Below are 15,401 nucleotides of genomic sequence, written 5' to 3'. Positions count from 1 at the left end.
CAGCTATGGATATTCTTGAACTAAGCCAAAAATCCAGCTTTACGCCTACTGAAATCCCTCTTCCTTCTTCAAAAAGTGAATCCAATCGGGTATTAATAATCGATGCTTTGACTGAAGGTCAAAACAAAATAAGCAATCTGGCAGAGGCTCGGGATACCCAGACCATGATCCAAATTTTACGGAGTAATCCACCCATATACGATGTATTGGATGCGGGTACAACGATGCGATTTTTAACAGCCTATGCCGCAATCACCAATCAGCATAAAGTACTAACCGGTACACCTCGAATGTGCCAGCGACCAATTGGAATCTTGGTTGAAGCACTTCGAAGTGTTGGAGCCGAGATTCATTACATGAATGAAGAAGGCTACCCTCCTTTGGCTGTTCATGGACTGAAAGAGCAAACAGCGCATCAAATCAAAATGAGGGGAGATGTCTCAAGTCAGTACATCTCGGCAATGCTTATGATTGCTCCACTCCTTCCTAAAGGCTTGGAAATTGAATTAGAAGGGAAAATCGGGAGTCGAACCTATATTGAGATGACTCTGGAGTTGATGAAAAACTTTAGCATTCAATACACTTGGGAAGATCGAATTATCCGAGTTCCCCATCAAGACTACAAACCTTCAAATTTCTCAGTAGAAAGCGATTGGTCTGGGGCAAGTTATTGGTTTAGTTTGGTGGCCTGTGCAGATTCCGCGTCCCTGTTTTTGAAAGGATTAAAGAAAAATAGCCTACAAGGTGATGCCAAAATTGTAAGCATCATGGACAATTTGGGTGTCAAAACCACCTTTCATGCCGGAGGCGTGCTATTAGAAAAACAAGCTGTAAAAGGATTGGAAAGCTTTGACTTTACCCATTGTCCGGATTTGGCCCAAACAGTTGCGGTAACCTGCGCAATCATTGGACAAAATTCCATTTTCACGGGATTGGAAAGTTTACGAATCAAGGAAACAGATCGGATTTATGCCTTGCAACAGGAACTCGGGAAATTCAATGCAAAGCTTGAAGAAATCGAGCCCGAAGTCTTTCAGGTAATCCCATCCGTTACTATGCCGAATTCGGTACAGATTCATACGTACGATGATCACCGAATGGCCATGGCCTTTATGCCACTATTGACCAAAACAAAGGTTTTAATTGAAGATCCACAGGTGGTCAATAAATCTTACCCCAGCTTTTGGAATCATTGTCAATTGACCGGAATTCAAACAGAATCAATATGAGTCAAAAAATAGCTATCCAAGGGATTCCAGGATCATTTCATCATCAAGTAGCCCTTCAGTATTTCGGAAAGGACTGCGAGTTATTAACATTCACAACCTTTGAAAAAGTAGCCCAATCCATCGCTTCAGGAGAGGCAGATGCGGGGGTGATGGCGATTGAAAATTCAATCGCAGGTGCAATCTTACCTAATTACGACTTGATTGATCGCTATGATCTCAACATTCAGGAGGAATATTATTTGCCCATTGCCCATCAATTGATGGCTTTAAAAGGCCAAACGATTCACGAGTTAAATGAAGTTCGTTCCCATCCCATGGCACTCCTGCAATGCAAAACATTTTTAGCAAAACATCCCAACCTCGTTCCCAAAGAGGATGTGGACACCGCAAGTGTTGCCAAACGAATTGCAGACGAAAACCTAAAAGGAGTCGCAGCCATTGCAAGTGAAATTGCTGCAAAAACCTATGGTTTGGAGATCGTATCCCGAGACATCCAAACCGTGAAGGATAATTTCACCCGCTTTATCATTTTGGAAAAAGAAACATCCACCAAGCAATACATTCCCAACAAAGCCTCTTTTAAAATCACCATTCAAAATGAAGCCGGAGGTTTGGCAAAACTTTTAACTCATCTCAGCGAATACGGACTCGATTTAAGTAAAATTCAGTCCATTCCGGTGATTGACAAGCCTTGGGAATATGCCTTTTTTATTGATGCGGTCTTTGAAGATTATCGGATGTTTATCCAAGCCATGCAACTGGTCAAAAAGGATTTTGGAAGTCTAAAAATTTTGGGTGAATACCAAAGTCGAAGATAATGAATGAGTTCGCGAACAGAATGAAATCGGCTCAGGAGTACTATTTTTCTGCAAAACTCCGAGAAGTCAATCAACTCATTGCCGAGGGCAAACCCGTCATTAATTTGGGAATCGGAAGCCCTGATCTTCCTCCCGACCCAAAGGTGATTCAAGCCTTGCAGAATACTGCTTCCCAGAGCCAAGCCCATGGCTACCAATCCTATCAAGGAATCCCCGAAATGCGGATTGCCATGAGTGACTATTATCGACGGGAATTTCAAGTTGATCTCAATCCCTTCGAAGAGATCCTTCCCTTGATGGGCTCCAAAGAAGGAATCTTGCACATTAGTTTGGCATTCCTGAACCCGGGAGATGCAGTTTTGATTCCTGATCCAGGCTATCCCACCTATACCTCTGTCACCAAATTACTGGAATGTGAACCCATTTATTACCCCCTTCAGGAAGACGGGGCACCGGATTGGTCATTTTTGGAAAAACTGGATTTAAAAAAGGTCAAGTTGTTCTGGGTGAATTATCCCCATATGCCTACAGGACATCGGGGAAGCAAGAAACTATTCCAGGATTTGATCAATTTTTCAAAAAAGCATGATTTGATTTTGGTTCATGATAATCCCTATTCTCATATTTTGACTCCAGAACCACTCAGCATTCTTGCACTTGACGGAGCGAAAGAAGTTGCCTTGGAATTAAATTCTTTAAGCAAAACCTATAATATTCCTGGTTGGCGTGTGGGAATGATTTGTGGAAAAAAGGAATGGCTGCAAGGGATCCTCCGCGTAAAATCCAATATGGATTCCGGTATGTTTTTGGGTATTCAAAAAGGTGCGATTGCCGCCTTACAATTGGGAAAACCTTGGTTTGAAGAATTGAATCAACAGTATATCAACCGAAGAAAATTGGTTTGGCAACTTGCTGAACTTCTTCAATTGGAGGTTGAAAAAGAACGATCCGGTCTTTTCGTTTGGGGAAAAGTCCCTTCTAAAGTAAACGCTGAGGAATTGGTCGATCAATTACTTTATGAGAAACACATTTTCATTACACCGGGAAAAATCTTTGGGAATGCAGGCAAGGATTATGTCCGAATTTCCCTTTGTATGCCAGAATACAAAATCTTAGAAGCAATCAAACGCATCAAAGCTTAAAACCTATGAAAAAAATACACATTATCGGGTTGGGATTATTGGGAGGTTCTTTCAGTTTGGCAGCCCGCAGAAAATTCCCCGAACTCGTTGTAACCGGATATGACATTTCTGAAAAGAATCAGAAAGACGCTGAAATCTTAGGCATTATTACTGAAGCAAAAAAACAACCCGACGCTGATACAGATATTGTCCTTTTAGCCACTCCTGCTGATAGCTTGGGTAAGATTTTGGAAGAAACTTTAGATCAAATAGGAGAAGAAACCTTGGTCATTGATTTAGGTTCAACCAAATCCAAGCTTTGCCAACTAGTAGAAAACCATCCAAAGCGAAAGCAGTATTTAGCAGGTCACCCCATTGCAGGTACTGAATACAGTGGTCCAAAAGCAGCTTTTTCTGATCTTTTAGATGGAAAAGTGATGATTCTTTGCGAGATGGAAAAAACGGATTTACATCTGAAGGAAAAGGCTTATCATCTATTTGAGGCACTCAATATGAAGCTTCGGTTTATGGATCCGGAGGAGCATGATCGCCACTTGGCATTTGTCTCTCACCTTTCTCATATTTCCTCCTTTATGCTGGGTAAAACAGTTCTTCAAAAAATGGAAGATGACCGAAATATCTTTGATATGGCAGGCTCAGGTTTTGCCTCCACCGTCCGACTGGCAAAATCCAGCCCAGCGATGTGGGCGCCGATTTTGACAGAAAACCAAGAAAATATTTTGGCTGCTTTGGATGGTTACATTGCCAATTTGAGCAGTATTAGAGAAAAGATTGCTGCTTCTGATAAGGAAAGTATTCACCAAGAATTAGCCGAAATCAATCAGATCCGGGATATTTTGGATTTGGGGAAAGGGTGAGATAGAAGTGGAAAGTTAGAAAGTTAGTTTTAATAGGTTATTCAATTAGGAAACACCTAGGAAGATTAACATTCAGATTATAATTTGAACCATCAAAACCAAAGCCCTATGAAACCCTATCTTTCTATCCTTCTTATTTTTTTGAGTTTGAACCTTTTTGCACAGGAAACTTGGCAAGAAATCTCGGCAAAAGGAGAAGCTATGAAAAGGCATGAAAACTCATTTGTTGAATGCAATGGGAAATTATATGCCTTGGGAGGACGTGGTGATCGTTCCGTGGATGAATTTGACCCAAAAACCTCCACTTGGACAAAAGTGGCGGATGCACCCATGGAAATCAGCCATTTTCAGGCAGTTAGTTTTGAAAATGAAATTTGGATTATTGGAGCTTTTACAGGGGGATATCCACATGAAACTCCGATTGAAAACTGTTGGATTTTTAACCCAGAAAATAAAACCTGGAGAAAAGGCCCAAAACTTCCAGAAGGACGAATGAGAGGTTCGGCAGGAGTTGCTGTCAAAAATGGAAAGATTTATTTGGTTGGTGGAATTCAAGATGGTCATTACGAAGGCTTCGTGCCATGGTTTGATGTTTTGGATCCCAAAACCGGAACCTGGAGTCCCCTAGCCGATGCCCCGAGAGCAAGAGACCATGTGAGCGCTGCACTAGTTGGAAATCGATTATACCTTGCAGGTGGTCGAACTTCCCATGCCGCGGTAGGCAAAGTTTTGGAAACAACCATCGACGAAATTGATTTTTATGATTTTGAAACTGGAAAATGGGAAACAGCTGCCACTAAAATTCCGACTCCAAGAGCCGGGAACTCCAATTTAGGGATAGGTCCTTATTTGGTCATTATGAATGGAGAAAGTGCTGCTCAGGAATCAGCCCATGCAGAAGTGGAGGTTTTAGATACCAGAAATAATACCTGGAAAAGCTTAGCTCCATTAAACCAAGGTAGACATGGTACCGGAGTTGTCTTTTTAAATGGAAAAATTTATGTCGCTGCAGGTTCAGCAAATAGAGGTGGCGGGCCTGAACTGAACACCATCGAGGTTTTAAATTGGGAAAAAGCTATTCAACCATAAGATGAATGTCTTTTTAGGGAACATTTTTCATCGAATCAGTATTGTGTTTACATCAAATTTAAAATTATGAAGACACTAAAATTCAAAACCAATATTAACTGCGGGAATTGCTTGGCGAAAGTTGAGCCTAAATTGAATGCTGAATCTAAAATCCAGTCTTGGGATGTGGATTTGAAAAGTGATGATCGAATTTTGACAGTTGAATCAGAGGATATCACCGAGGAAGAAGTTTTTAAAACTGTTTTGAAGGCTGGGTTTATTGCGAAGCCTGTTTAAAGAGAAATAGCCTTTTCAGGGCTGATTGACTAGTATTTTTTCTAATATTCTGTCAGGCTGAGCGGAGTCGAAGCCTTTATAGATTTACTTTAAGGCTATTTGAAATATTTAAAGGTATTATAGGAAGTTAAATTCCTGCATGGAACCAAGGGTTTTAAATTTTTGTAATTTTTTTCCATTAGTATCTTATTTATATAGAGACCTCGACTCCGCTCGGTCTGACACTTCACTTTCACCTCTGGATCAGGCCTAAATTGAATTGACCATTTTGAAACGTGTCTCACTTGAATTTTACTCCAATTTTCTTTCAGGCTGACCCTTCGACTTCGCTCAGGATGACTGGAGTCGAAGCCTTAAAGCAATTTGCATTAAAGCTACTTGGAATCTTTAAAGTTCTCATGGGAAGTTAAATTCTTACAAGCAGCCAAGGATTTTAGTTCGTTCCAATTTTTATTGATCAGTGCCTCTTTTTTCTTTCGGCTCCAATTTTTCAATTGTTTCTCAAATGAAATTGCCTCCTTGACATCCATAAAATCTTGACTGAATACAAGTTTTATAGGTCTTCTTTTGAAAGTATAGCAAGATGAATCTCTACCCTCTTCATGTTCTGCCAATCTTCGATCCAATGAATTAGTTACTCCCGTATAATAACTATCATCGGAACATTTTAATATGTAAACGAAAAATCTTTTCATCAAGGTCAAGATGTTTACAACCGAAAATTTTATTTATTTAAAACTAACATTTTTTAAAAATTAAGACCTCGACTCCGCTCGGTCTGACATTAGTCGCTAATCCTCATTATTGTTGACCATTTTGGAAAGGTATTTTGACTAGATTTCACATCAATATTCCGTCCAGCGCGGAACTTAAGCATAGTCGCGTTTAAGGACTTCCCAAAAATTTCACTCCAAACTCTGTCAGTCTGAGCGGAGTCGAAGCCTTTTGGAATTTACTAGTAGGCTTCTTGGAATCTTTAAAGTTCTTATGGGAAGTTAAATTCCTAGTTAAAGACAAGAATTTAAACTCGCTCAAATCTTTATTCCTCAATACCTCTTTTTATAAAATTAAGACCTCGACTCCGCTCGGTCTGACATTTTCCAACCCCTTGAAAATATCTTTACAGATTTTACTTGAAAAAACCATCTGAAACTGAAACAAGGTGCTTTTATTATAAATCAATTAACTTAATTATCTGATTATCAATAAATAAAGCCATGCAATTACTAAGTTTTTGAACTTAGCGAAATTAATTTCGTATTTTTGAAACTATGAAATCCACGATTTCCATATTGATGGCCCTTTTTGTATTCTTTGCTTCGGTCGGCGTGGCGGAGACTACTCATTTTTGCATGGGACATGAAATGGAATCTGAAATAGGATTTGGAGAAAAGCACTTGGACTGTGGCATGACGATGCCCATGGATCATTCAGAAAACGAGGATGACAATCAACAGGATCCCAACTCCTGCTGTGAAAATATCACTACACAACTACAGGTAGATGATGAGTTCCACTTAAAAAAGGTTGATCATCAGTTCTCCCCAACCTTTGCCTTGGCTTTGGTTCAGGTATTTGTTTTTGGCATTGATCCCATTCAATCTGAAAAGACGCAGGTTCCTCCTTATTTCACTCCACCTCTCGAAGAGGATTTTCAGATCCTTTACCAACGTTTCCTAATATAATTCAAAGGAGCAGCTTCGGCTGCATGCACTGATTATAAGCCAATTTCCTTGGCCAATTTCTGCATTTAACCTTTGATTTATGCTGAATTCAATTATCAAGTATTTCCTCGAGAATAAACTCGTTACTGTATTACTCCTACTTCTCATTGTGGGATGGGGAATTTCGACAGCCCCCTTCAACTGGGAAACAGGAATTATTCCTCGCGATCCAGTCCCTGTAGATGCTATCCCAGACATAGGAGAAAATCAACAAATCGTTTTTACGGAATGGATGGGGCGATCTCCTCAAGATGTAGAAGATCAAATCACCTACCCATTAACTACTTCCCTACTAGGCTTGCCGGGAGTCAAAAGTGTCCGAAGCAGTTCTGCCTTTGGCTTTTCCAGTATTTATATCATTTTCGAAGAGGACATCGAATTTTATTGGAGCCGTTCCCGGGTATTAGAAAAACTCAATTCTCTTCCTGCTGGACTTCTCCCTGAAGGCGTACAACCCAAATTAGGTCCGGATGCAACCGCTTTAGGACAGGTTTTTTGGTACACGCTGGAAGGACGCGATGAAAACGGAAACCCAGTGGGCGGATGGGACTTGCACGAACTCCGCTCTATTCAGGATTACTACATTCGGTATGCTTTGACTGCAGTAGAAGGAGTATCGGAAGTCGCCTCAGTTGGAGGGTATATCAAAGAATATCAAGTTGATATCGATCCAGCTGCCCTCAAAGCAAATGGTGTCAGTTTGATGGATGTCATGGAGGCTGTCAGAAAATCCAACTTGGATGTTTCTGCAAATACCATTGAGGTCAATCGAGTAGATTATTTCATTCGTGGATTAGGATATGTAGAGGAACTGTCGGACTTGGATAAAGCCGTAGTCAAAGTAACCAATAATGTCCCTATACGAATTCAGGATGTTGCTCGGCTAAACATCGGTCCACAACCACGAAACATGGGTGGAATCCTGGACAAATCAGGTGCTGAAGCAGTTGGAGGAGTTGTGATCGCCCGGTATGGAGATAATCCTTTGAAAGTGATCGAAGGAGTTAAAGAAGAAATCGAAAAAATCTCCGAAGGTCTTCCAAGTAAAACCTTGAGTAATGGACAAATTTCTAAGGTTACCATCGTTCCTTTCTATGACCGAACCAACCTGATTTATGAGACATTAGGAACACTCTACGAGGCCATTTCCCTTCAAATTCTAATTACCATCGTCGTTATAATCGTGATGGTTTATAATCTACGGGCTTCTTTATTGATTTCAGCATTACTCCCACTTGCTGTACTTCTTTGCTTTGTTTTTATGAAGTACTTCGGCGTAGATGCCAATATCGTTGCGCTCTCCGGAATCGCCATTGCCATCGGAACCATGGTTGACTTGGGGATTATTTTGAATGAAAACATCCTTCGCCATCTGGAATTAGCCCCCTCAGGAAAAAATAAACTGACAGTTGTTTATGAAGCTACTTCAGAAGTAGCGGGGGCAATCCTTACTGCAGTCAGCACTACCATTGTCAGTTTTCTTCCTGTCTTCACATTACAAGCTGCTGAAGGAAAACTGTTTGGCCCCCTTGCCTACACTAAAACCTTTGCCTTGATTTCAGCGGTAATATTTACCCTGTTGATCATGCCTGGCTTTTCGCATTGGCTATTTTCCTGGAAAAGCCAAAAAGGAAAGTTTTCAAGATATTGGAATTATGCCTTGGTACTAGGAGGACTCGTCATTGCTTTTACTGTTTGGTCATGGGCTGGATGGGTTTTAGCTGCTTATGGGTTGATACATACGCTGGCCTTTCATTTTCCGGAACAGATTGAATCCAAGAAAAACTTCCTCATTATCAGTGTCACACTGGTAGCAGTAGCTTCTCTCCTAACCTTGGAATGGATGCCTCTAGGAGTATCCAATAGCAATTGGGTCAATTTCCTTTTCATTGCCTTTTTGCTGACAATGGTTTTAGGAGGCTTTTCACTCTTCATTAAAGCCTACCCCAAAATCCTAAGCTGGTGTCTAGATCATAAAAAGAGCTTTTTGGTCTTTCCTGCCTTGGTGATTCTATTTGGTGCCAATGTTTGGTTAGGTTTTGAAAATGTATTCGGTTTCCTTCCAAAGACTTTTGATCAGATTGGCTGGAATATCCGAACGAATTCACTATGGTCCAGTTTGACGCATAGTTTCCCTGGATTAGGGGAAGAATTTATGCCATCCTTGGATGAAGGATCTTTTCTTCTCATGCCGACTACCATGCCGCATGCCGGGGTACAGGAGAATAAGGAAGTTCTCCAAAAATTGGATATGCTGGTAACCGCCATTCCGGAGGTTGAATTGGTGGTAGGGAAAGCAGGAAGAGCTGAAACTGCCATCGATCCGGCACCACTCACCATGTTTGAAAATACGATCAACTACAAGAGTGAATTTGCCAGGGATGAAAACGGAAACCGAATTCGATTCAAAGTCAATTCAGAGGGTCAATATGAATTGAAAAATGGGACGTTGTTCGACCCTGAAATCATGGAACCTCATTTGATCAATGCTTCACAATTGATCCCTGATTCGGATGGAGAATATTTCCGACAATGGCGATCCCATATTCAAAGCCCGGATGATATTTGGAATGAGATTGTATCCGTCATTCAAATTCCGGGAGTCACTTCTGCACCGAAACTTCAGCCAATCGAAACGCGCTTAGTCATGCTGCAGACTGGCATGCGAGCTCCGATGGGGATCAAAGTTTATGGTCCGGATTTACAGACCATTGAAAATTTCGGGCTCCAACTTGAAAAATTCCTAAAGGAAGTACCCTCCGTAAAGAGTGAAGCTGTTTTCGCAGATCGCATTGTTGGCAAACCTTATTTGGAACTTGATATCAATCGTGAGGCGATTTCTCGATATGGGATGAATGTCGTGGATGTGCAGAATTTTATTGAGACAGCCATTGGAGGAATGCAATTGAGTACCACAGTGGAAGGTAGAGAGCGCTATCCGATTCGGGTTCGCTATGCGAGAGAGTACAGAGATGATCCTGCCGCCATTGAAAATTTGCAAGTACCCACTCCTCAAGGTAATTACATTCCATTGGGTCAATTGGCGGAAATCAGCTATCGAAAAGGACCGGATATGATTCGGGGTGAAAATAGCTTTTTGGTTGGCTATGTTCTCTTAGATAAAAAACCGGGCTTTGCCGAAGTGAGCGTGGTGGAAGAGGCTCAGAATTATTTAAAAGAAAAAATAGCTGCCGGGGAATTGGTGGTTCCGCAAGGAGTCCGATATGTTTTCTCGGGAACTTATGAAAATCAGGTTCGAGCTGAAAAGCGACTTTCTATCGTAGTTCCTTTATGTCTAATCATCATTTTCCTGATCCTTTATTTCCAATTCAGGGCCGTATCCACCAGCCTATTTGTATTCTCAGGAATTGCCATGGCCTTTGCAGGAGGTTTCCTCATGCTGTGGCTTTACGGACAGGATTGGTTTATGAATTTCTCGCTATTTGATATTTCCATGCGGGATTTATTCCAGATGAAAGTCTACAACCTTTCCGTTGCTGTTTGGGTAGGATTTATCGCCCTGTTCGGAATTGCTACCGATGATGGAGTTGTCGTCGCATCTTATTTGGATCAAAGCTTCAAATCCAACCAACCCAGAACCATTCAGGAGATTCGTGAAGCTGTTTTGGAAGCTGGAAAGCGCCGCGTATTACCTTGTCTAATGACTACAGCCACTACCCTTTTAGCGCTTATCCCAATTTTAACCTCCACAGGCCGAGGATCGGATATCATGATTCCAATGGCTATTCCAGCACTGGGCGGAATGGTCCTGGAATTAACAACTGTGTTTCTTGTTCCTACCCTCTATTGCTGGTGGGCTGAAAGAAAATTATCCACTAACCCATCTGCATTTCAAGCAGATCAAAATCAATAGGCCATGAGAAAGCAAATCCTATTCTTTATCCTATTTACCATTTCAGGGTCTTTTACCCAAGCCCAAACCTTGGATGATTATTTGGTGATGGCAGGGGAAAACAACCCGGAGTTGAAGGCATATTACCAGGAATACTTGGCTGCTTTAGAAAAAGCTCCTCAAGTAGGAACACTGCCTGATCCTGAATTGAATGCCGGAATATTCTTCTCTCCTATGGAGCGATTTATGGGGAATCAAGTGGCAGATATTCGCTTAATGCAGATGTTCCCTTGGTTCGGCACTTTAGATTCCCGAAAAGAAGCTGCAAACCTTCAGGCAGAGGCTCGCTATCAGATGTTTTTGGATGCAAAAAACCAACTCTTCTACGAAGTGAAATCCACTTGGTTCGAATTGTATCGTATCCAAAAAGAAATCGAAATCAATCGGGAAAACTTAGAATATCTAAAAGAATACGAGCGATTAGCTTTGGTGAAATACAGCAGTTCGACCAGTCAAAGCTCTTCTGATATGTCTATGCCCAATACTTCTTCGAACATGTCGAGTTCAGGCACACAGATGAGTGATGTCCTTCGGATTCGAATGCAATATTTGGAATTGAATAATTCCATTTTAACACTGGAAGATCAATTGATTCCCCTTCAGATCAAATTCAATCAATTGCTAAACCGGGATATAAATTCAGAGATTTCAAGTGTAGACACCTTGGAGCCTGGAAAATTACTTGCTGATAAAATGGCGCTATTGGACAGCATTCAGGTAAGCAATCCCAAACTGGCAAAATTTGATGCAGAATATGCTGCTTTGGAACAGGAAGAACGAATAGCAAGACTGGAAGGTAGACCTATGCTAGGCGCCGGCATTGATTACATGCCTTTCCAACCAAGACCAGAAGGAAATATGATGATGGGTGGCATGGATATGGTGATGCCAATGGTAAGTATTTCCTTGCCTATCTACCGAAAAAAGACCAATTCAAAGATCAAGGAAACCGAATTACTCCGCGAGGCCACCCTTTTGCGCAAGGAAAAAGAGGAGAACCTACTTGCGATGGAATGGGCAAATGCGATTCGGGATTTGGAAAATGCCAGTCGAAAAATCCAACTCTATCAAGAGCAAAAAGAAATCGCTGAGCAAACCTTGAAATTGGTCACTACTTCATTTACTGCCAATGGAAATGGCCTTGAAGATGTGTTGGCAGTTCAACAACAGTTACTGGATTTCCAGTTGAAAGAAATTAAAGCCATCGTCTTACAGCACCAAAGTTTGGCCAAGTTGGAGTCCCTGGTATCCAGTGAAATTTCCCCTTTAAACTAAACAGCTATGAAAAAGCTACTTTCAAATAAATGGATAAAAATTGCCGGCATTTTAGTGCTGGGAATAGCAATCGGCTGGCTAACTAAACCCGGCAAGGAATCTGTTCAGAATGCTGATCATGATCACTCCGAAGAATTACCCAATCAACTATGGACCTGCTCCATGCATCCGCAAATCAAGCTTAATGAGCCTGGAGATTGTCCAATTTGCGGGATGGATTTAATCCCCCTTTCGACTTTCTCACGTACTCAAAACCAGAATCCCTTGGTTTTTGAAATGAGTCAGCAAGCAGCTGCCTTGGCAAATATCAGTACTACCATTGTTAGTGGAAATGCAGTAAAAGGAGAATTGACCCTTACAGGAAAAATTCAGGCTGATGAGAGGGAAAATGCAGCTATTACTGCCAAATTCCCAGGTAGAATCGAAAAACTATACGTCACCTTTACAGGTGAAAAAGTCCGTGCAGGTCAAAAATTAGCGAGCATTTACTCCCCAGAATTACTAACCGCACAGCAGGAATTAATTGAAGCGGCCAAATCCAAAGATCGATTTCCTGAACTCTACAAAGCGGCAAGTGAAAAACTCAGATTATGGAAATTAAGTGAGTCTCAAATCTCTCAAATCGAAGCTACTGGAGAGGTTCGTGATCAAATCGACATCCTTGCAGAGCATAGCGGTGTAGTTGTCGATCGAAAAGTTACTGTAGGCGATTATGTATCCACTGGTTCTGTGCTATTCAACATTGTAGACCTTTCGAAGCTTTGGGTACTTTTGGATGCATATGAGTCTGATCTTCCTTTTTTAAGTCTTGGAAATGAAGTTTCATTTACAGTGGCAGGATTACCGGGAGAAACATTTAATGCGAAAGTTTCCTATATCGACCCATTGATTAATCCCTCCACTCGGGCAGCATCTGTAAGAGCCGAGGTTTCCAATAGGCAGGAAAAGTTGAAACCCGAGATGTTTGTTACCGCCCAATTGAAATCGAAAGAATCGAACGGATCCCAGGAAATTTCCATTCCAAGAACTGCAATCCTTTGGTCCGGAAGAAGATCGGTAGTCTATGTAAAGGTTCCGAATTCAGAAGTTCCTGCCTTTGAAATGCGGGAAATCACCCTAGGGTCAAAAGTGGGTGATTCCTACCAAATAGAATCGGGAATTCAAGTTGGTGAGGAGATTGTAACCAATGGAGTATTTGCAATTGATGCTGCCGCTCAACTTGCAGGTCAATTTAGCATGATGAACAGACCAGAAACCAAAACGCTGGATGTTTCTCCGGAATTCCGAACACAAATCACCCGTCTTGCAGATGCCTATTTTGAGCTGAAAAATGCACTGGTTGCAGATGATTTTGATGAAAGTATTACAAAAACAAAATCTATTCAATCCATTTTAGATCAGATAGATATGAATCTCTTAAGCAAATCTGCTCATAATGAATGGATGAAAGTTCAAGCCCAGATGAAAAATGCAATTCAGCGACTTCAAACAGCCGAAGACCTGGAAAAAGCCAGGTTAGCTTTTGCCGGATTATCTGAGGGAATTTTGGAGATGACCGAGCGCTTTGGATTGGACAAAGAGGTCGTTTACAAAGATTATTGCCCCATGGCTTTTGGGGATCAGGGAGCCTATTGGCTATCCGAGCGAAAGGATATCACTAACCCTTATTTTGGGGCTTCAATGCTAACTTGTGGGGAAGTAAAGCAAACCTACCTCAAAGGCCAACCTGTTTTGGCTATTCAAAAAGTAACAACTCAAATTTCTACAACACATAATCATTAATTCAAAAAACCATGATCAAAAAATCATTATTCGCAATTGCTTTAGGAATGATCCTTTTTTCTTGTTCTGAGCCTAAAACCGAACAAGAATCGCAAACTGAAACTCAAGAAATTTCTATCGAGAGTCCTACAGTTTCAGAAGCTAATGGTATTTCTTCCATCATCGATGCTTACCTTGAAGTAAAGGATGCTTTGGTAAATGACAATTCTTCCGAAGCTGCATCAAAAAGTGCTGCCTTGGTAGCTGCTTTAAAATCATTTGATGTGTCTTCCTCTGAAGGTGAAGATATCGAAGAGGTTGAAAGATTGCAGGTAGAAGCAACCTTGGTGGCTGAAAACCTTAATTCAGAGGATATCGCAGCACAGCGGGAGAGTTTTCAAACCTTGAGTGTGTTGATGAAGGATTTCATCCAAATTGCCGGTACCGATCGTACCCTTTACGAGCAGTATTGCCCTATGTATAAAAACAATACCGGAGGTGTTTGGCTCAGCGCATCTACAGACATCAAAAATCCCCTGTTCGGTAGCGCTATGTTGACTTGTGGATCCGTAAAGGATACAATTGCGGTGGACTAACCTATTTAGTCAACAGTCGATGGTCCATAGTCAATAGTCCATAGACGATAGTTAATGGCATACGAGACTTAAAAGCTTTTGTCAGTCCGAGTGGAGTCGAGGACTCTTCATATCCGCTCGAACTGACAGAAAAAAAATTTCACACTATCCAAATGAAAAAAATAACCCTCTTCCTCCTATTCTCAATTTTCATCCACTCTTTTTCTTGGGCTCAGGAACGAGTTTTAGAGCCTTTGAAAGTCTCCCAAATCCGAGGAATCAATGTGTTTGGAAAGCCGGTCGACAATCAAACCCGTTGCGTCCATTGGCACTCGGATTTGGATATTATTGCGATAAAGTTCAAGTGCTGTAAAAAGTACTATCCATGCTTTTCCTGCCATGAAGAAGAGGCAGATCATCCCCATCAAGTTTGGCCCAAAACAGAATTTGATCAAAAGGCTATTCTCTGTGGTGTTTGCGGGAATGAGCTAAGCATCGAGGATTATATGGCTTCCAATAATACCTGCCCCCATTGCCAATCAAGCTTTAATCCAGGTTGCAGCAAGCATTACCACTTATATTTCGAGACAGACGAGAAGTAGTTGGTGTTGAATGTTCGGGGTTCGGAGTTCAGGGTTTAATGTTAATCGTTAAACGTTAATCGTTAATTGTGGGAAGTTCGAAGTTCGATGTTCGGAGTTTTGGTGAATTGACGAACTGATGAATTGTTTAACTGACTAAT

Annotated in this window: 13 protein-coding genes; 12 read left to right on the top strand and 1 reads right to left on the bottom strand. The window is 41.3% G+C overall.

Annotated features, from left to right (window positions below; translation table 11 throughout):
* The first annotated feature begins 5 nt into the window (after window positions 1-5).
* The 6 genes from HWE15_RS13260 to HWE15_RS13235 all read left to right on the top strand — a co-directional run bounded on the left by HWE15_RS13260 (window position 6) and on the right by HWE15_RS13235 (window position 5,411).
* Window positions 6-1,229, top strand: coding sequence for a 3-phosphoshikimate 1-carboxyvinyltransferase (locus HWE15_RS13260; protein WP_290508026.1), 1,224 nt, complete (start codon window positions 6-8; stop codon window positions 1,227-1,229).
* A complete protein-coding gene (locus HWE15_RS13255; RefSeq protein ID WP_290508025.1) occupies window positions 1,226-2,047 on the top strand; it encodes a prephenate dehydratase in 822 nt (273 codons plus the stop codon). The genes HWE15_RS13260 and HWE15_RS13255 overlap by 4 nt, the downstream gene beginning before the upstream one ends.
* The gene (locus HWE15_RS13250; protein WP_290508024.1) at window positions 2,047-3,189 is read left to right on the top strand and encodes an aminotransferase class I/II-fold pyridoxal phosphate-dependent enzyme; all 1,143 of its coding nucleotides are present in this window, start codon (window positions 2,047-2,049) and stop codon (window positions 3,187-3,189) included. Before HWE15_RS13255 ends, HWE15_RS13250 begins: the two co-directional genes overlap by 1 nt.
* Before the next feature lie 5 nt (window positions 3,190-3,194).
* Window positions 3,195-4,046, top strand: a complete 852-nt coding sequence (locus HWE15_RS13245; RefSeq protein WP_290508023.1) for a prephenate dehydrogenase — start codon at window positions 3,195-3,197, stop codon at window positions 4,044-4,046.
* A gap of 108 nt (window positions 4,047-4,154) precedes the next feature.
* The gene (locus HWE15_RS13240) at window positions 4,155-5,135 is read left to right on the top strand and encodes a kelch repeat-containing protein (protein WP_290508022.1); all 981 of its coding nucleotides are present in this window, start codon (window positions 4,155-4,157) and stop codon (window positions 5,133-5,135) included.
* 66 nt (window positions 5,136-5,201) lie between these two features.
* On the top strand, window positions 5,202-5,411 hold the full coding sequence (locus HWE15_RS13235) for a heavy-metal-associated domain-containing protein (protein WP_290508021.1): 210 nt from the start codon (window positions 5,202-5,204) through the stop codon (window positions 5,409-5,411).
* Window positions 5,412-5,785: 374 nt separating this feature from the next.
* Here the strand turns inward: HWE15_RS13235 and HWE15_RS13230 are convergent, their stop codons facing one another.
* Window positions 5,786-6,106, bottom strand: coding sequence for a GIY-YIG nuclease family protein (locus HWE15_RS13230; protein WP_290508020.1), 321 nt, complete (start codon window positions 6,104-6,106; stop codon window positions 5,786-5,788).
* A gap of 576 nt (window positions 6,107-6,682) precedes the next feature.
* On the opposite strand from HWE15_RS13230, the gene HWE15_RS13225 reads away from it, so the two are divergent.
* From HWE15_RS13225 to HWE15_RS13200, 6 genes are all read left to right on the top strand, one after another.
* Window positions 6,683-7,096: a hypothetical protein gene (locus HWE15_RS13225; protein WP_290508019.1), complete on the top strand. Its 414-nt coding sequence runs from the start codon at window positions 6,683-6,685 to the stop codon at window positions 7,094-7,096.
* A gap of 79 nt (window positions 7,097-7,175) precedes the next feature.
* Window positions 7,176-11,009, top strand: a complete 3,834-nt coding sequence (locus HWE15_RS13220) for an efflux RND transporter permease subunit (RefSeq protein ID WP_290508018.1) — start codon at window positions 7,176-7,178, stop codon at window positions 11,007-11,009.
* A 3-nt stretch (window positions 11,010-11,012) separates the two neighbouring features.
* Entirely contained in the window at window positions 11,013-12,323 is a 1,311-nt protein-coding gene (locus tag HWE15_RS13215) for a TolC family protein (protein ID WP_290508017.1), read from the top strand.
* Window positions 12,324-12,329: 6 nt separating this feature from the next.
* Window positions 12,330-14,105, top strand: coding sequence for an efflux RND transporter periplasmic adaptor subunit (locus tag HWE15_RS13210; RefSeq protein ID WP_290508016.1), 1,776 nt, complete (start codon window positions 12,330-12,332; stop codon window positions 14,103-14,105).
* A gap of 11 nt (window positions 14,106-14,116) precedes the next feature.
* Window positions 14,117-14,680 carry a DUF3347 domain-containing protein gene (locus tag HWE15_RS13205; protein WP_290508015.1) on the top strand — a complete coding sequence of 188 codons (564 nt, stop codon included), beginning with the start codon at window positions 14,117-14,119 and terminating at the stop codon, window positions 14,678-14,680.
* 152 nt (window positions 14,681-14,832) lie between these two features.
* A complete protein-coding gene (locus HWE15_RS13200) occupies window positions 14,833-15,261 on the top strand; it encodes a CHY zinc finger protein (RefSeq protein WP_290508014.1) in 429 nt (142 codons plus the stop codon).
* The last annotated feature ends 140 nt before the right edge of the window (window positions 15,262-15,401 follow it).

The sequence above is a fragment of the Algoriphagus sp. genome, from assembly GCF_013373065.1.
Taxonomy (GTDB): Bacteria; Bacteroidota; Bacteroidia; order Cytophagales; family Cyclobacteriaceae; genus Algoriphagus.
Note: the sequence above shows the minus strand (reverse complement) of the source record. Positions and strands in the feature narration are given on the sequence as shown.